The following is a 15287-nucleotide window of genomic DNA, read 5'->3' on the forward strand; positions in this document are numbered from 1 at the left end:
CAGAGGCGGTTTCATGAACAACGAACGCTTGCACTATGGCGACAGGATCATTTACATGGAAGGCGTTGTCGTGGATGTTGACGACTGCAGCATTAGCGTGGATCTGAAAGGGCGTCTTGGATTTTTCAAGGCACCCAAGAGGATGTTCATATGCGACACAGAGCCGAAGGTAGGACAGGAGTTTGGATGGAACATGAGCTTTCCGGAACAGCTCGGTCCTGAAGTAAATGAGAAGTATGTCAGCAATATAGAGAAAGAACGACGCAATCAGGAAAAGATGCGTGGGCAAATGGAAAATAAGGAGGTTTCAAAATGAGTTTAACGGTTGTTAAAGGATTACAATCTGAAATTTTCGTTCCTATTACTCCTCCTCCGGTATGGGCGCCTGTTACAAAAGAGCTGAAAGACATGTCTATCGCTCTTGCAACAGCAGCTGGTGTCCACAAGAAATCACAGGAGAGATTTAATCTTGCCGGTGACTGGACATGGAGAAAGATTGAGAACACAACACCATCCAGCGAACTGATGGTATCACACGGTGGATACGATAACAGTGATGTTAACAAGGACATCAACTGTATGTTCCCCATCGACAGAATTCATGAGCTTGCAGCAGAAGGCTTTATCAGAGCTTGCGCTCCTGTACATGCAGGCTTCATGGGCGGCGGCGGAAACCAGGAGAAGTTCAAACATGAGACTGGTCCGGCTATCGCAAAGATGTTCACAGAAGAGGATGTTGACGCAGTTATCCTCACCGCTGGCTGAGGTACCTGCCACCGCTCTGCAGTACTGGTGCAGAGAGCGATTGAAGAGGCTGGAATTCCTACAATTATTATTGCAGCTCTTCCTCCGGTTGTACGTCAGACCGGAACTCCTCGTGCGGTAGCTCCGTTAGTACCTATGGGTGCCAACGCGGGTGGTCCTCACAACGTAGAACAGCAGACACAGATCGTAAAAGCTACTCTTGAGCAGTTAGTGAAGATCCAGACACCTGGAACGATCGTACCGCTGCCGTATGAATACGTTGCGAAGATCTAATATTTAAAAATATTGGATAGACGCTAAACAGGATTTAAAGGGCAGATGTAATATGCATCTGCCCTTTTTGTAAAAATGGCAGGATAAAAAAATAACAAATCAATGGAGGTGGAAAAATGGCAGACCAGGTAAAAGATCTGCGGCGTCTTGTGATCAAGGCATTTCACATGGCAGATGTGGAGTGGGGCGAGCACAACGACATCACAGTAGATGGACACATGACGGTCAGCAAGGAGATGCTGGACGAGCTTGTGGCTGAGGAGAAGGATTACATCGAGAAGATCGACATCCAGATCATCAAGCCGGGCGACCATGACCGCTGGACAAACACCATCATGGATATCATTCCGATTTCCACAAAGGTTCTGGGCAAGATCGGGGAGGGCATCACCCACACCATCACAGGCGTGTATGTAATCCTGACAGGCGTGGACACAGTTGGGAAGCAGTGCCACGAGTTCGGTTCCTCTGAGGGGAACCTGAAGGATCAGCTCTATCTGAATCGGGCCGGAACACCGGGGGACGACGACTATATCATTTCCTTTGACGTTACGCTGAAGGAGGGGATGGGCCAGGAGCGCCCGGGCCCGACAGCGGCTCACAGAGCCTGTGACAGGTTCATCCAGACATACCGGGATAAGATGAAGAAATTTAAAGGTGAGAAGTGTACAGAGAGGCATGAGTATCACGATATTGTGAGACCTGGAAAGAAGAGAGTACTTATTGTGAAGCAGGTAGCCGGACAGGGAGCCATGTATGACACCCATCTATTCGCGAAGGAGCCATCCGGCGTGGAGGGCGGTCGTTCCATCATCGATATGGGAAATATGCCGATCCTTGTCACGCCCAATGAGTACAGAGACGGAATCATCCGTTCTATGCAGTAGGAGGTGACTGGGAATGGGTATTGGACCTTCAACAAAAGAGACATCGCTTCACCACTTCAGAGACCCGCTCCTGGACGTTGTGTCCCAGGATACAGATGTGGATCTGATGGGAATTATTATAGTGGGAACACCGGACGACAATGTGGATAAGATGCTTGTGGGGACAAGGACAGCCGTGTGGGCAGAGGCTATGCGGGCGGACGGTGTGATTATTTCCTCGGATGGCTGGGGAAACAGTGACGTGGACTTTACAAACACATGTGAGCAGCTGGGGACAAGAGGCATCGCTGTGACGGGGCTGAATTTCAGCGGCACAGTGGCCCAGTTTGTGGTCACAAACAATTACCTGGACGGTATTATCGACATCAACAAGAGCGCGGACGGCACAGAGACCAATGTAGTTGGGGAAAACAATGTGGTGGAACTGGACTGCAAGAAAGCGCTGGCCCTTCTGAAGCTGAAGATGAGAAAGATGGAGCAGGAGAGATAGCCTGTACGGGATTTTTATAAAGAAAAAGCACGACATCTGCTCATGTCGTGCCCTTTCTTCTTGGTATGTCATTGAGAGGTTTTTCCTCGTTGCATTGCAGTTTGTATGTATATATACAAAGCTGGGGAAAAAGTATCTCCTTGACGGAGAAAAGTATATATAAATTGTAGTTCACTGGTGCAGGACCGCTCTTGGGGGAAGCGATCGGCATCAGATCAACTGCAAGTGCAACCCAAAAAAGTTGACTGTAATATCCTAATAAAAATGCAAAATGCTATATAATTTTGCATTTTTATTAAGTTGTTATCAATATAGCATTTGTAAATAGATACTGTCAATAGATGAGAAACTGAAAAATTGATTTTTGTAAAAATTAGAGTATAAAACGAGAAAAATAGTTCGATATTTGTGCTTTTTTTCTTCTGTAGGAGCAAAGAGGAAGAGAAAACGGATGCCTGTAGGAAAATGGGAAGGAATATGGTATAATACGTATATTGTATATTGAGTGAAAGGAATGGAGGATTTCAGAGAAGCGTGATGGAAAACAGAGAGCAGGAGAGCGGCCTTGACCGCAATAAGAACAAGTACATAGTGAATATTGTCCGTGACACGGCCATGATGAAGACCTATGTCAAATTTTACAACAGGGTGAAGCACCCGAGAGTGACTATGAATCTGCTGTTCGCCGGGGTTGTGCTGATCGCTCTGCCGATTGCCGCTGACGGGATCGCGCTGCCGGGGGTGATCATCTCCTATGTGATGGGAGCGCTGCTTGTGGCGATGGCTCTTTTCAGGCAGAACATTGCGGTATATCAGATGAAGGCTGATCCCAAGGTAAAGGAAAATGAGAAGCTGTCTTACCTCTTTGGCAACACAAAGATACGTGTTGAAAATGAGGGGAAGATTGAAACTATGGGAGGATATCAGGATGTATACCGTGTCTGGGAGGATGAAAGGACCTATTTTGTGGGGATGAATGAGGATGATCTGCTGATACTCCCCAAGGACGCTTTTGAGAAGGGGGAGGCAAAGGCTTTTCGCGATTATATTCTGGAAAGAACAGGTGCGGATTTTGTATGGAAGCCCACTGGACTTGTCAATATATGCAAGAACAAGTGGATGCAGCTCCAGATGAAAATGGCGTCCAGGAGAGAGGACGAAGAGAGAAAGTAAAAGGGTTTGTGCCATATGGCACAAACCCTTCTGTTATTCTGTATTCAGTTTTTAACACCTGCTTAACTCTGCCAAAATACAGGGAGCTAAGCGGCGGAGCCTTTCTTGATAGCATCGTGCAGATACAGGAAAGCTGTGATGTAAACGATGATACAGATGACGATTGTCAGTACGCTAAGCGGCAGGCTGCTTACGAATTTGTAAGCTACGTAAACACCGATCGCACCGAAGATTGCCTGTGTCCAGCAAGCAACCATGTCGTATCTTCCCTGAGCGATGAACTTCGGGCCATTTCCGAATGCCATCAGGTATGCACAGGATCCCATCATAGCCGGGAAAGCACATCCTGCATCCATTCCAAGTGCCAGTACCATAGCCATACAAGGAGCATACAGACCAACACCAATACTCATAAGAGCGCCGAATACGAAGTTTCCAACAACTGCGATGACAAGTTTTACACCTCTCAGACCGAGAGCTGTACCTGTTGTACCGAATGGGCCAATGTTCAGAGTCTTCATCAGGACAACGGAAGCCAGGATGAAAAGACCGATGAACAGAGCGTAACGAACTTTCTTTCTGTCGAATTTTGTTACGATGTCAGCCATTAAGAATGAACCAACAACGGAAGCTACCAGCATCAGTACCAGTGTAAGGATATCCATGTCTACGAAACCGAAGAACAGGAAAGCCTCCACACATACGGGAACGGTATCGCCAACATTCAGTGTTCCGGGAACAAGAATATCATCAACAGATTTTGTCAGCTTAAAGGCTGCTGATGATGGTGCGAAGGATCCGATACCTAAAGTATCAAGGAAGTTCGCGACAAATCCTGTGATTGCGGTAGGAATTACATATTTCTTTCCTCTCTGCCACAGCTCTTCGCCAGTCATTCCAGTTCCAGGGTCTTTCTCCGGGTTAGCGCGGAGCTGTTTGTTCTTCCTGATCATGAGAACAACGTTCAGGATAATACCGATCACGCATAACCCCTTCATGATGTACATTGCCATAAAAACATCCCTCCAGATTATGTTATGAAATTGTATTCGAGTCTGCCTGAAAAACGCTACCCCCGATAATAGCAAAGACAAACTCAGTTATCATTGTCATTGTATCATCAAAAAATTAACAAGTCAACTAAAACTAAGCAATCTGTCCAAGCCGGATGAGAAAAAGCGGCCTCCGGTTGTTCAAAATAGCTGTGCCGGGGCTATTTCAAAAAACCAAACAGTGTCAGAAGAATGACGATCATGAAGAACGGTACAACCGCGACGGTCAGTATTTTGTCGTAGAGAGTGATATGGCCGAATTTGCCGTTGTTCGTGACTTCCTTTTCGTAGTTCTTAAATCCCCATACCTTGGCGATAAATACGCAAACGAGAATACAGCCGATGGGCATGAGAAGATAGGCTGTGAAGGTGTCGAGCCAGTCGTAGATGCCGAGGAAATTCAGGCCGTTTGCGTCCACCCAGGGAAGCTTCACGCCGCTCAGAAGGCCAAAGCCGAGGGAGGTGACAATATTTCCGATGCCAATGATGACGGCTGTCAGGATTGTCGCGTTCCTGCGCCCCATATGCTTGTTGTCCTCGAAGGTTCGGATAGATATCTCGAAGAAGCTGAACAGCGAGGAGAGTACAGCAAAGAGGATGGCCAGGAAGAAGCAGACACCGATGATCCGCCCGCCAGGCAGTTTTTCAAAGATGTCAGTCATGACGTTGAACACCAGGCTGGGCCCGGCTGACTGAATGTCAACGCCTCCTGAGAACGCGGAGGGGACAACGACAAATCCGGCCAGTATGGCGGCGGCTGTGTCGAAGACGGAGACCATGATAGCGTCGCTCTTCAGATTATTCTGCTTTGGAATGTTGGCGCCCAGCGTCTCGTAGAGTCCCCAGCCGATACCTACGGAGAAGAGAACCTGAGTCGCTGCCTGGGCAAAGGTGGTGAAGCTGAATTTGCTGAAATCCGGGAGCAGGTAATATTTTACACCTGCGATGGCGTTGTCGTTTACAGCCAGCGCCCAGATACCGCAGATGATCAGCAGTACAAAGAGCAGGGGCATCATGACCTTGGCCAGCTTTTCTACAGTATTCGTGATGCCGAAATACAGCATGACGGACACGAAGACAAGAATGATCATGGCCCACACGATGGGCTCCACGGTGGAGGAGGTGAAATTGTCGTAGTAGGCCTGCTTGTCGGAGCCGAAATCGCCGCTGATTACGTACTGGAAGGCGTATTTCGCTACCCATCCACCCACGACTACATAGTACATGTTGATCATGAGAGTACAGATGTTGGCGAGCCAGCCGGCAAATCCCCACTTTTTGTTGATCCTCTGGAAGGCGGAGACGGTATCCTTTCTGGTATAGCGCCCGATAGCAGTCTCCATCTCCACCATGGGATGCCCCATGAGCGCTACTACAATGATGTAGACTACAAGAAATACCCCGCCGCCTCCTTGGTAGGCGAGATAAGGAAATCTCCAGATGTTTCCCAGGCCGATGGCGGCGCCGGCGGCAACCATGAGGTAGCCAAATCTGGATCCCCATTGACGAGTTTCCGTGTTTGTCTGATTACTCATAAAGATACATCCTTTCTTCCGGGAGCGGAGGCTTTGACAACTGCCCTGGGCATCCCTTGATCGAGGAGAAAATTAAAAAAACGGCACTCTCAGCATTAGCGAGAGCACCGTTACATCTCAATCCTCCCTTTTAGTATATGCTGAAAAGAGGCGAGATGTCAATAAAAAACATGAAAAAAGTTAATGCCAGCATTAGAATAACTAATGTTTTGCGCGCAAAAAATCAGTCATCCAGAAGAAAGCTTTTTGCGTACTCCAGAAAGATCCTGGAAGCAGGAGAGAGGTCATCGTAGGAAGAGTAGCCCAGCCCAAGCCGGCGGAAGGAGCGTGGCTCCAGCCTGCGTTTTACAAAGCTGCCGGTCTGCCCCCGCAGGAGGAGGCCGGGGAGGATGGTGACGCCCAGTCCGTGCTCCACCATGGAGAGGACAGAGAACTCGTTGATGGAGAGGAAGCGGATGTCCGGCTTGATGTGGAACTCCTTCAGGATCCGGTAAATGTCGCTGCCCGGCGCATACTCTGTGGTGACAAAGGGAGCGCCTGTGAATTTCTCCATGGGGACAGCGCTGCAGTCCTCCAGGCTGTGTCCCTTGGGAAGAACGGCAAAAAGCTCGTCGTCCATGACCGGCAGGAACTGAAAATGATGCCCCTCCTGGTGGCTGAGGAATCCGATGTCCACCCGGCGTTCCTGGATCCAGTCGGGGAGGTCGTCCTCCGCCCCCTCGATGACCTTGAAGACAATGTTCGGGTGGCTTTCCTGGAATTTCTGGATGATCTCCGGGATCCAGTGGATGGAGCAGCTTAAGTAGGTGCCGATGGTGATGGTGCCTGTGGGTGCCCCCTTCAGGGCAGAGATCTCCTGGCGTACCACCTCGTCCGCGCTGAGAAGAGCCCGGACAGCGGGGATCAGGGACTGGGCCTCGGGAGTCAGGGCGGCGCCTTTCTTTCCTTTTATAAAGAGAGAGAAGCCTACCTCTTTTTCCAGGGCTTTCATCATCTGTGTGACGCCGGACTGGGTGTAGCCCAGGGCCTCGCCCGCCCGGGTGAAGCTGCCGTAATCGTCGACGGCCAGCATAACTTTCCATCTTTTAATATCCATAGCTTGCTTTCCTTCTATATATAATGTAGTATTTTAAAGGTATCATGATAGTAAATGGTAGAGTATGAGCGCGAAAAAAACAAGTAAAATATTTATATAAGAGAATTTATTGAAAAAATGTAAAAAAATACTTGAAAACAAATGGCATTTCATTTATAATAAAACGGCTGTGACATGATAGCTGTGAAGCGTGAGGTTGCCGCCCGTGCAAAAGCATAAGCGAGGGCGGGTTTTCCGTGGAGCGAATGTCAAGTTAGGAAACTGGCGACAAGTCACTGTACGAAACTACTATAACAGCTGCTGAGATGCAGTAACAACGTGGGTGTTTCTCACGACACACACGGGAGAGTGTACAGTCACCGCTTGTCGTACTGAAAACAAAAGTACGAAAAGGAGGCGACTTTTTTTATGGCAAGTCAAGTAATGAGAATCACACTGAAAGCGTATGATCATCAGCTTGTTGATGCATCCGCGAAAAAGATCATCGAAACTGTAAAGAAGAATGGAGCAAAGGTGAGCGGACCTGTACCGCTTCCGACAAAGAAGGAAGTAGTTACAATCCTGCGTGCCGTACACAAGTACAAAGACTCCAGAGAGCAGTTCGAGCAGAGAACTCACAAAAGACTGATTGATATCATCACACCGACACAGAAGACAGTTGACGCTCTGTCAAGACTGGAGATGCCGGCTGGTGTTTATATTGATATCAAAATGAAGAGCAAATAAGCTCTGCATCAAACACAAAAGCAGTATTCCTAAAATTTAGGATGAACACCAAAAGGTGTTCCGCTGTAAATCACAGGAGGTATTTATAATGAAGAAAGCTATCTTAGCTACAAAAGTCGGAATGACACAGATCTTCAACGAAGACGGCGTGCTGACACCTGTAACAGTTCTTCAGGCTGGCCCTTGTGTAGTAACACAGGTTAAGACAGTGGAGAACGACGGTTACGATGCGGTACAGGTTGGATTTGTTGACAAGAAGGACAAGATCATCAACAAGGATAAAAGCGGCAAGAAAGAGATCGTTCACCGCCACGGCCTGACAAAGGCTGAGCAGGGACATTTCGCAAAGGCCGGTGTTTCTGGAAAGAGATACGTAAAGGAGTTCAGATTTGAGAACGCCAGCGAGTACGCTCCTGCACAGGAGATCAAGGCTGACATCTTTGAGGTTGGCGATAAGGTAGACGCCACAGCAATCTCCAAGGGTAAAGGCTTCCAGGGCGCGATCAAGAGACACGGACAGCACAGAGGACCCATGGCTCATGGTTCCAAGTTCCACCGTCACGCAGGTTCCAACGGAGCTGCATCTGATCCGAGCAAGGTGTTCAAGGGCAAGAAGATGCCTGGACAGATGGGTAACAAGAAGATCACCATTCAGAATCTTGAGGTTGTGCGCGTAGATGCTGAGAACAACCTTCTGCTCATCAAGGGTTCTGTACCGGGACCGAAGAAATCTCTGGTAACTATTAAAGAAACAGTGAAAGCTGCTAACTAGTTTTTACGAGGAAGGAGGAACACTTAAGATGGCAAACGTATCTGTTTACAATATCGAAGGTAAAGAAGTTGGTACGATCGACTTAAACGATGCTGTATTCGGTGTGGAAGTAAACGACCACCTGGTACACATGGCAGTTGTGAGCCAGCTTGCAAATAATCGTCAGGGAACACAGAAAGCGAAGACTCGCTCAGAGGTTTCCGGCGGCGGAAGAAAACCGTGGAGGCAGAAAGGAACAGGTCACGCAAGACAGGGTTCAACGAGAGCTCCCCAGTGGACAGGCGGCGGCGTGGTATTCGCACCGGTTCCGAGAGACTACTCTTTCAAGATGAACAGAAAAGAGAAGAGAGCTGCTCTCAAGTCTGCGCTTTCTGCTAAGGTTGCGGAGAACAAGTTCATCGTGATCGATGAGATCGCATTTGCAGACCACAAGACAAAGAACTTTGCAAACGTTCTGAAGAACCTGGATGTGAAGAAAGCATTAGTCGTATTAGAGGACGGCAATACAAACGCTGAGATTTCTGCAAAGAATATCGCTGATGTAAAGACCGCGAAGACAAATACAATTAATGTGTACGACATCTTAAAATACAACACAGTGATCACAACAAAGGCTGCTGTTGCTAGTATCGAGGAGGTGTACGCATAATGGCGGATATCAAATATTATGATGTAATCCTTAAACCGGTAGTAACCGAGAAGAGCATGGAGCTCATGGGCGAGAAGAAATACACATTCCTCGTTCACACAGATGCCACAAAGTCTCAGATCAAAGAGGCCGTTGAGAAGATGTTCGCAGGCGCAAAGGTTGCAAAGGTGAACACCATGAACAACGAGGGCAAGAGAAGAAGAGTGCGCGGAACGATGCAGTTCGGCAAGACAGCCAAGACAAAGAAGGCTGTTGTTCAGCTGACAGAGGAAAGCGCAGATATCGAGATTTTCGAGGGGTTATAAGACTTGCTGAAGGCGAGCGATAGCGAAGGCTGAAGCTTAGTCGGACCCCGTTCGCGAAACTTGGCGAGGTGCTTTCGAGCCTAGTTGAGCGAACCTGTAAATCCATTGCGGATAACCCCAATGGATCCACAGCGATAAGCAGCGCACCTCAGAACCTTCGGTTCTTCGGTCGCGTTGCACGCTCAGATAATCCCGCATAATCCTGCTCGTGCAAGCACGGCAGTCTTATTCGGAATTACTCTCACGCTGCTTATCGCGCATATACGGTGCAATTCCGTGACACAAACAATTAGTATTGAAAGGAGAAGCAATCATGGGAATTAAAACCTATAACCCATATACGCCTTCCAGAAGACAGATGACTGGATCAGATTTCTCTGAAATCACAAAGAAGACTCCAGAAAAATCTCTGCTTGCTTCCAAGAGCAGCCAGGCAGGACGTAATAACCAGGGAAAGATTACAGTAAGACACCGCGGAGGCGGAGTTAAGAGAAAATACAGGATCATCGATTTCAAGAGAAGAAAAGATGGTATCCAGGCTACAGTAATCGGTATTGAGTACGATCCGAACAGATCCGCGAACATCGCGCTGATCTGCTACGAGGATGGAGAGAAAGCATACATCCTGGCACCCCAGGGACTGACAGACGGCATGAAAGTCATGAACGGACCTGAGGCTGAGGTGAGAGTAGGAAACTGCCTGCCGCTTTCACGCATCCCGGTTGGTACACAGATCCACAACATCGAGCTTTATCCGGGCAAGGGCGGACAGCTTGTTCGTTCCGCTGGAAACAGCGCCCAGTTAATGGCTAAAGAAGGAAAATATGCAACCCTCAGACTTCCGTCTGGTGAAATGAGAATGGTTCCGATCGAGTGCCGCGCATCTATCGGTGTGGTAGGAAACGGCGATCACAACCTGATCAACATTGGTAAAGCGGGACGCAAACGCTACATGGGCTTCCGTCCGACAGTACGCGGTTCTGTTATGAACCCGAATGACCATCCGCACGGTGGTGGTGAAGGTAAGACAGGAATCGGCCGTCCGGGTCCGTGTACACCCTGGGGCAAACCGGCTCTTGGTCTTAAGACCCGCAAGAAGAATAAACATTCTAACAAGCTGATCGTAAGAAGACGTGACGGTAAAGGAATCAAATAAATAGTTTCACAAGGAGGTAGAACTAATGGCTCGTTCACTTAAAAAAGGACCATTCGCAGACGCAAGCCTGCTTAAAAAGATCGATGCAATGAACGCATCCGGAGAGAAGTCCGTTATCAAGACATGGTCTCGCCGTTCTACGATCTTCCCGAGCATGGTAGGACACACAATCGCCGTTCATGACGGAAGAAAACATGTGCCGGTATATGTAACGGAAGATATGGTTGGACACAAACTCGGTGAGTTCGTTGCAACCAGAACATACAGAGGACATGGAAAAGACGAAAAGAAATCAAGAGTGAGATAAATCAGGCTAATTTGAAAGGAGGGTTCATCCATGGCAAAAGGACATAGATCCCAGATCAAGAGAGAGAGAAATGCTAACAAGGACACAAGACCTTCAGCAAAGTTATCCTATGCTAGGGTTTCTGTTCAGAAAGCATGCTTCGTACTGGACGCCATCAGAGGTAAGGATGTAACAACAGCACTTGGAATTTTAACATACAATCCAAGATATGCTTCAAGTATTATAAAGAAACTGTTAGAGTCAGCAATCGCTAATGCTGAGAACAACAATGGTATGAATGCTGAGAACCTTTATATTGCAGAGGCTTATGCAAATAAGGGACCAACAATGAAGAGAATCAGACCTAGAGCACAGGGCAGAGCTTACAGGATCGAGAAGAGAATGAGCCACATCACACTTGTGCTTGATGAAAGATAAGGAGGGTATTATGGGACAGAAAGTTAATCCTCATGGTTTAAGAGTCGGCATTATCAAAGATTGGGACTCCAGATGGTACGCAGAGAAAGATTTCGCTGACAATCTTGTAGAGGACCATGAAATCAGAAAATTTCTGAAGAAGAGATTATACAGCGCAGGCATTTCCAGAATCGAGATCGAGAGAGCCTCTGACCGCGTGAAGATCATTGTCTACACAGCAAAACCGGGCGTAGTGATCGGTAAGGGCGGCTCCGAGATCGAGAAGGTAAAAGGCGAGCTTGCAAAATATACAGACAAGAAGCTGGTTGTAGATATCAAAGAAGTGAAGAGACCGGACAAGGATGCTCAGCTGGTAGCTGAGAACATCGCTCAGCAGCTGGAGAACCGTATCTCCTTCAGACGTGCGATGAAGTCCTGCATGTCCAGGACAATGAAGGCCGGCGCGCTCGGAGTTAAGACTTCCGTATCCGGACGTCTTGGCGGAGCTGATATGGCCCGTACAGAGTTCTACAGCGAGGGAACAATTCCTCTTCAGACACTGAGAGCAGACATTGACTACGGATTTGCCGAGGCGGACACAACTTACGGAAAAGTTGGCGTAAAGGTTTGGGTCTACAAAGGCGAGGTTCTTCCGGAAAAGGCAGCAAAGGAAGGGAGCGATAAATAATGTTAATGCCAAAAAGAGTAAAACGTCGTAAACAGTTCCGTGGCTCCATGAAAGGAAAAGCGCTTCGTGGAAACACGCTTTCATATGGTGAATATGGTATCGTTGCAACAGAGCCCTGCTGGATCAAATCAAACCAGATCGAGGCTGCCCGTATCGCTATGACACGTTACATCAAGCGTGGCGGTAAAGTATGGATCAAGATATTCCCAGATAAACCAGTAACTACGAAACCAGCTGAAACACGTATGGGTTCCGGTAAAGGTACCCTGGAGTACTGGGTAGCAGTTGTAAAGCCGGGACGCGTAATGTTCGAGATCGCAGGCGTACCTGAGGAAGTGGCAAGAGAAGCTCTTCGCCTTGCAACACACAAGTTACCCTGTAAATGTAAAGTCGTTTCTCGCGCAGACTTAGAAGGCGGTGATAACAGTGAAAATTAATGCATTTGTAGAAGATTTAAGGACAAAATCAGCTGCAGAGCTGAACGAAGAATTAGTAGCTGCTAAAAAGGAGCTTTTCAACTTACGGTTCCAGAACGCAACAAACCAGCTGGACAACACCAGCAGAATTAAAGAAGTAAGAAAGAACATCGCAAGAATCCAGACTGTCATTACAGAGCTGGCTAAGGCTGAGTAGGAAGAGCGGTCCGTTGGGCATTGCCCGGCCGGAGATGGCTTCCTCATATAAAGCAGAGAAAGGAGTAACACTGTGGAAAGAAATCTTAGGAAGACACGTGTTGGTAAGGTAGTCAGCAACAAGATGGACAAGACGATCGTGGTTGCTGTTGAAGACAATGTAAAACATCCACTTTACGGAAAGATCGTAAAGAGAACTTATAAACTGAAAGCCCACGATGAGGCAAACGAGTGCAGCATCGGCGATAAGGTAAGGGTTATGGAGACAAGGCCGCTGTCCAAGGATAAGAGATGGAGACTTGTCGAGATCATGGAAAAAGTGAAATAGTATAAGGAGGGAAACCTGCATGATACAGCAAGAAAGCAGACTGAAAGTAGCAGATAATACAGGCGCTAAAGAGTTACTCTGCATCCGTGTGCTTGGCGGTTCCACAAGAAGATATGCGAGCATCGGCGATGTGATCGTTGCTTCTGTTAAAGATGCAACACCAGGCGGCGTTGTAAAAAAAGGCGACGTAGTGAAGGCTGTAGTCGTACGTACTGTAAAAGGTACTCGCCGTAAAGACGGTTCCTATATCCGTTTCGACGAGAATGCTGCTGTAATTATCAAAGAAGACAAAAACCCAAGAGGAACCCGTATCTTCGGGCCCGTTGCAAGGGAGCTTCGTGACAAACAGTTTATGAAGATCGTTTCCCTGGCTCCGGAAGTACTTTAAGGAGGTGCGAGAATAAGATGTCAACTATGAAGATCAAAAAGGGCGACATGGTAAAGGTCATTGCCGGAAAAGACAAGGACAAGGAAGGCAAGGTCATCGCTGTTAATCAGAAAGACGGTACAGTTCTCGTTGAGGGTATCAACATGCTGACAAAACACACAAAGCCAAGTGTTTCCAATCAGAATGGCGGTATCGTTCATCAGGAAGGACCTATTGATATTTCTAACGTAATGTACATCCATAAGGGAAAAGCTACAAGAGTAGGGTTCAAGATGGATGGCGACAAGAAAGTCCGCGTTGCAAAGTCAACGGGCGAAGTAATCGATTAATTGTTGAGGAAGGAGGTCCAGTGCTTTGAGCAGACTGAAAGAACAGTACCAGAACGAGATCATCGACGCGATGAACAAAAAGTTCGGTTATAAAAATATCATGGAAGTGCCGAAGCTCGACAAGGTTGTTATCAACATGGGCGTAGGCGAGGCAAAAGACAATCACAAGGTTTTAGAGTCAGCGATTGCTGATATGGAAAAGATCACAGGACAGAAGGCTGTCATCTGTAAGGCAAAGAAATCTGTGGCAAACTTCAAGATCAGAGAGGGTATGCCGATCGGATGCAAGGTTACCTTAAGAGGAGAGAAGATGTATGAGTTCGTTGACCGTCTCATCAATCTTGCCCTTCCCCGCGTGCGTGACTTCAGAGGTGTAAACCCGAACGCGTTTGACGGAAGAGGTAACTACGCTCTTGGTATCAAAGAGCAGCTCATCTTCCCGGAGATCGAGTACGACAAGGTTGACAAGGTGAGAGGTATGGACGTGATCTTTGTCACAACTGCGAAGACAGACGAAGAGGCTCGCGAGCTGTTAAGACAGTTCAACATGCCGTTTACAAAATAAGGAGGTAAATTATGGCTAAGACAGCAATGAAAATCAAACAGCAGCGCAAGCAGAAATTCTCCACAAGAGAATACAACCGCTGCAGGATCTGCGGTCGTCCGCACGCATATTTGAGAAAATATGGTATCTGCCGTGTTTGCTTCCGCGAACTGGCATACAAAGGACAGATCCCGGGTGTGAAAAAGGCAAGTTGGTAAAGGAGGAAGCAATCCATGACTATGAGTGATCCTATTGCAGATATGCTTACAAGAATTCGTAATGCGAACACTGCAAAACACGATACAGTAGACATCCCCGCATCCAAGATGAAGGTTGCTATCGCTGACATCTTATACAATGAGGGATACATCACAAAATATGAGATCGTAGAAGACGGTGCGTTCAAGACAATCCGTGTGACATTAAAATACGGCGCAGATAAGAATGAGAAGGTTATCTCCGGGCTGAAGAGAATTTCCAAGCCGGGTCTCCGCGTGTACGCAAGCAGCGAGGAGCTTCCCAAGGTTCTCGGCGGACTGGGAACAGCGATCATCTCCACAAACCAGGGTGTGATCACTGACAAAGAAGCAAGAAAACTGGGCGTAGGCGGAGAAGTTCTGGCTTTCGTTTGGTAGGCACTGAACACTTGGTGAAAGCAAGCCGCAGGGCGAAGCTTGAACCTAGTGAGAAGGCCGTTCTTCGAGCGAAGCGAGAAGAACATCCTTAGAATAAATGAGCATGCGGGGAAGAGGAAAGACTACGGCCACTAGGCTCGTAAAAAACCTCGCTAAGTGCT

The 15287-nt window shown here is 47.7% G+C and carries 24 protein-coding genes; 21 read left to right on the forward strand and 3 right to left on the reverse strand.

Annotated elements, in window-relative coordinates; translation table 11 throughout:
• Positions 1-13: 13 nt before the first annotated feature.
• The 5 genes from FGQ86_RS01790 (at position 14) to FGQ86_RS01810 (ending at position 3588) form a co-directional block, all read left to right on the forward strand.
• A complete protein-coding gene (locus FGQ86_RS01790; RefSeq protein WP_081957947.1) occupies positions 14-316 on the forward strand; it encodes a CBO2463/CBO2479 domain-containing protein in 303 nt (100 codons plus the stop codon).
• Positions 313-1038 carry a D-proline reductase (dithiol) protein PrdB gene (prdB, locus tag FGQ86_RS01795; RefSeq protein ID WP_138302821.1) on the forward strand — a complete coding sequence of 242 codons (726 nt, stop codon included), beginning with the start codon at positions 313-315 and terminating at the stop codon, positions 1036-1038. The genes FGQ86_RS01790 and prdB overlap by 4 nt, the downstream gene beginning before the upstream one ends.
• Before the next feature lie 116 nt (positions 1039-1154).
• On the forward strand, positions 1155-1925 hold the full coding sequence (gene prdD / locus FGQ86_RS01800; RefSeq protein WP_138302822.1) for a proline reductase cluster protein PrdD: 771 nt from the start codon (positions 1155-1157) through the stop codon (positions 1923-1925).
• A 13-nt stretch (positions 1926-1938) separates the two neighbouring features.
• Complete coding sequence (locus tag FGQ86_RS01805; protein ID WP_138302823.1) at positions 1939-2415, forward strand: glycine/sarcosine/betaine reductase component B subunit; 477 nt, start codon at positions 1939-1941, stop codon at positions 2413-2415.
• A gap of 537 nt (positions 2416-2952) precedes the next feature.
• On the forward strand, positions 2953-3588 hold the full coding sequence (locus tag FGQ86_RS01810; protein ID WP_138302824.1) for a YcxB family protein: 636 nt from the start codon (positions 2953-2955) through the stop codon (positions 3586-3588).
• Between the two features lie 86 nt (positions 3589-3674).
• Here the strand turns inward: FGQ86_RS01810 and FGQ86_RS01815 are convergent, their stop codons facing one another.
• From FGQ86_RS01815 to FGQ86_RS01825, 3 genes are all read right to left on the reverse strand, one after another.
• Positions 3675-4601 (reverse strand): permease, encoded by a 927-nt coding sequence (locus tag FGQ86_RS01815; RefSeq protein ID WP_243127120.1) that lies wholly within the window; start codon positions 4599-4601, stop codon positions 3675-3677.
• A gap of 200 nt (positions 4602-4801) precedes the next feature.
• A complete protein-coding gene (locus FGQ86_RS01820; protein WP_138302825.1) occupies positions 4802-6175 on the reverse strand; it encodes a sodium-dependent transporter in 1374 nt (457 codons plus the stop codon).
• 223 nt (positions 6176-6398) lie between these two features.
• The gene (locus FGQ86_RS01825; protein WP_138302826.1) at positions 6399-7271 is read right to left on the reverse strand and encodes a LysR family transcriptional regulator; all 873 of its coding nucleotides are present in this window, start codon (positions 7269-7271) and stop codon (positions 6399-6401) included.
• 408 nt (positions 7272-7679) lie between these two features.
• Here FGQ86_RS01825 and rpsJ point away from each other — a divergent pair, with 408 nt between their 5' ends.
• The 16 genes from rpsJ (at position 7680) to rpsH (ending at position 15126) form a co-directional block, all read left to right on the forward strand.
• Positions 7680-7997 carry a 30S ribosomal protein S10 gene (rpsJ, locus tag FGQ86_RS01830; protein ID WP_076780546.1) on the forward strand — a complete coding sequence of 106 codons (318 nt, stop codon included), beginning with the start codon at positions 7680-7682 and terminating at the stop codon, positions 7995-7997.
• 88 nt (positions 7998-8085) lie between these two features.
• A complete protein-coding gene (rplC, locus tag FGQ86_RS01835; protein ID WP_138302827.1) occupies positions 8086-8769 on the forward strand; it encodes a 50S ribosomal protein L3 in 684 nt (227 codons plus the stop codon).
• A 28-nt stretch (positions 8770-8797) separates the two neighbouring features.
• On the forward strand, positions 8798-9418 hold the full coding sequence (gene rplD / locus FGQ86_RS01840; protein ID WP_138302828.1) for a 50S ribosomal protein L4: 621 nt from the start codon (positions 8798-8800) through the stop codon (positions 9416-9418).
• A complete protein-coding gene (rplW, locus tag FGQ86_RS01845) occupies positions 9418-9723 on the forward strand; it encodes a 50S ribosomal protein L23 (protein WP_138302829.1) in 306 nt (101 codons plus the stop codon). Before rplD ends, rplW begins: the two co-directional genes overlap by 1 nt.
• Before the next feature lie 313 nt (positions 9724-10036).
• Positions 10037-10879 (forward strand): 50S ribosomal protein L2, encoded by an 843-nt coding sequence (rplB, locus tag FGQ86_RS01850; protein WP_138302830.1) that lies wholly within the window; start codon positions 10037-10039, stop codon positions 10877-10879.
• Positions 10880-10904: 25 nt separating this feature from the next.
• Positions 10905-11186, forward strand: coding sequence for a 30S ribosomal protein S19 (rpsS, locus tag FGQ86_RS01855; RefSeq protein ID WP_076780555.1), 282 nt, complete (start codon positions 10905-10907; stop codon positions 11184-11186).
• 30 nt (positions 11187-11216) lie between these two features.
• Positions 11217-11603 carry a 50S ribosomal protein L22 gene (rplV, locus tag FGQ86_RS01860; RefSeq protein WP_076780556.1) on the forward strand — a complete coding sequence of 129 codons (387 nt, stop codon included), beginning with the start codon at positions 11217-11219 and terminating at the stop codon, positions 11601-11603.
• 10 nt (positions 11604-11613) lie between these two features.
• Entirely contained in the window at positions 11614-12270 is a 657-nt protein-coding gene (gene rpsC / locus FGQ86_RS01865; protein ID WP_138302831.1) for a 30S ribosomal protein S3, read from the forward strand.
• Positions 12270-12707 (forward strand): 50S ribosomal protein L16, encoded by a 438-nt coding sequence (gene rplP, locus FGQ86_RS01870; RefSeq protein WP_033124779.1) that lies wholly within the window; start codon positions 12270-12272, stop codon positions 12705-12707. Before rpsC ends, rplP begins: the two co-directional genes overlap by 1 nt.
• Positions 12697-12903, forward strand: a complete 207-nt coding sequence (gene rpmC / locus FGQ86_RS01875) for a 50S ribosomal protein L29 (RefSeq protein WP_138302832.1) — start codon at positions 12697-12699, stop codon at positions 12901-12903. Before rplP ends, rpmC begins: the two co-directional genes overlap by 11 nt.
• A 72-nt stretch (positions 12904-12975) precedes the next feature.
• The gene (gene rpsQ, locus FGQ86_RS01880; protein ID WP_033124781.1) at positions 12976-13230 is read left to right on the forward strand and encodes a 30S ribosomal protein S17; all 255 of its coding nucleotides are present in this window, start codon (positions 12976-12978) and stop codon (positions 13228-13230) included.
• Between the two features lie 19 nt (positions 13231-13249).
• Positions 13250-13618 (forward strand): 50S ribosomal protein L14, encoded by a 369-nt coding sequence (gene rplN, locus FGQ86_RS01885; RefSeq protein ID WP_033124782.1) that lies wholly within the window; start codon positions 13250-13252, stop codon positions 13616-13618.
• A gap of 17 nt (positions 13619-13635) precedes the next feature.
• Positions 13636-13947, forward strand: a complete 312-nt coding sequence (rplX, locus tag FGQ86_RS01890) for a 50S ribosomal protein L24 (RefSeq protein ID WP_033124783.1) — start codon at positions 13636-13638, stop codon at positions 13945-13947.
• Between the two features lie 25 nt (positions 13948-13972).
• On the forward strand, positions 13973-14512 hold the full coding sequence (gene rplE, locus FGQ86_RS01895) for a 50S ribosomal protein L5 (RefSeq protein ID WP_033124784.1): 540 nt from the start codon (positions 13973-13975) through the stop codon (positions 14510-14512).
• A gap of 11 nt (positions 14513-14523) precedes the next feature.
• Positions 14524-14709 (forward strand): type Z 30S ribosomal protein S14, encoded by a 186-nt coding sequence (locus FGQ86_RS01900; protein ID WP_016220062.1) that lies wholly within the window; start codon positions 14524-14526, stop codon positions 14707-14709.
• Between the two features lie 15 nt (positions 14710-14724).
• Complete coding sequence (gene rpsH, locus FGQ86_RS01905; RefSeq protein WP_138302833.1) at positions 14725-15126, forward strand: 30S ribosomal protein S8; 402 nt, start codon at positions 14725-14727, stop codon at positions 15124-15126.
• Positions 15127-15287: the final 161 nt, after the last annotated feature.

The organism is Clostridium sp. BSD2780061688st1 H5 (assembly GCF_005845155.1).
GTDB lineage: Bacteria > Bacillota > Clostridia > Lachnospirales > Lachnospiraceae > Claveliimonas > Claveliimonas intestinigallinarum.

Excerpts from the sequence above, each read along its gene's own strand:
- rpsH (WP_138302833.1), top strand. The coding sequence starts at position 14,725 with ATGACTATGAGTGATCCTATTGCAGATATGCTTACAAGAATTCGTAAT.
- rpsC (WP_138302831.1), top strand. The coding sequence starts at position 11,614 with ATGGGACAGAAAGTTAATCCTCATGGTTTAAGAGTCGGCATTATCAAA.
- rpsJ (WP_076780546.1), top strand. The coding sequence starts at position 7,680 with ATGGCAAGTCAAGTAATGAGAATCACACTGAAAGCGTATGATCATCAG.
- rplD (WP_138302828.1), top strand. The coding sequence starts at position 8,798 with ATGGCAAACGTATCTGTTTACAATATCGAAGGTAAAGAAGTTGGTACG.
- FGQ86_RS01815 (WP_243127120.1), bottom strand. The coding sequence starts at position 4,601 with ATGGCAATGTACATCATGAAGGGGTTATGCGTGATCGGTATTATCCTG.
- rplN (WP_033124782.1), top strand. The coding sequence starts at position 13,250 with ATGATACAGCAAGAAAGCAGACTGAAAGTAGCAGATAATACAGGCGCT.
- FGQ86_RS01900 (WP_016220062.1), top strand. The coding sequence starts at position 14,524 with ATGGCTAAGACAGCAATGAAAATCAAACAGCAGCGCAAGCAGAAATTC.
- rpsS (WP_076780555.1), top strand. The coding sequence starts at position 10,905 with ATGGCTCGTTCACTTAAAAAAGGACCATTCGCAGACGCAAGCCTGCTT.
- rplW (WP_138302829.1), top strand. The coding sequence starts at position 9,418 with ATGGCGGATATCAAATATTATGATGTAATCCTTAAACCGGTAGTAACC.
- rplV (WP_076780556.1), top strand. The coding sequence starts at position 11,217 with ATGGCAAAAGGACATAGATCCCAGATCAAGAGAGAGAGAAATGCTAAC.
- prdD (WP_138302822.1), top strand. The coding sequence starts at position 1,155 with ATGGCAGACCAGGTAAAAGATCTGCGGCGTCTTGTGATCAAGGCATTT.
- FGQ86_RS01825 (WP_138302826.1), bottom strand. The coding sequence starts at position 7,271 with ATGGATATTAAAAGATGGAAAGTTATGCTGGCCGTCGACGATTACGGC.
- rplP (WP_033124779.1), top strand. The coding sequence starts at position 12,270 with ATGTTAATGCCAAAAAGAGTAAAACGTCGTAAACAGTTCCGTGGCTCC.
- FGQ86_RS01790 (WP_081957947.1), top strand. The coding sequence starts at position 14 with ATGAACAACGAACGCTTGCACTATGGCGACAGGATCATTTACATGGAA.
- FGQ86_RS01805 (WP_138302823.1), top strand. The coding sequence starts at position 1,939 with ATGGGTATTGGACCTTCAACAAAAGAGACATCGCTTCACCACTTCAGA.
- rplB (WP_138302830.1), top strand. The coding sequence starts at position 10,037 with ATGGGAATTAAAACCTATAACCCATATACGCCTTCCAGAAGACAGATG.
- rplC (WP_138302827.1), top strand. The coding sequence starts at position 8,086 with ATGAAGAAAGCTATCTTAGCTACAAAAGTCGGAATGACACAGATCTTC.
- rplX (WP_033124783.1), top strand. The coding sequence starts at position 13,636 with ATGTCAACTATGAAGATCAAAAAGGGCGACATGGTAAAGGTCATTGCC.
- FGQ86_RS01810 (WP_138302824.1), top strand. The coding sequence starts at position 2,953 with ATGGAAAACAGAGAGCAGGAGAGCGGCCTTGACCGCAATAAGAACAAG.
- FGQ86_RS01820 (WP_138302825.1), bottom strand. The coding sequence starts at position 6,175 with ATGAGTAATCAGACAAACACGGAAACTCGTCAATGGGGATCCAGATTT.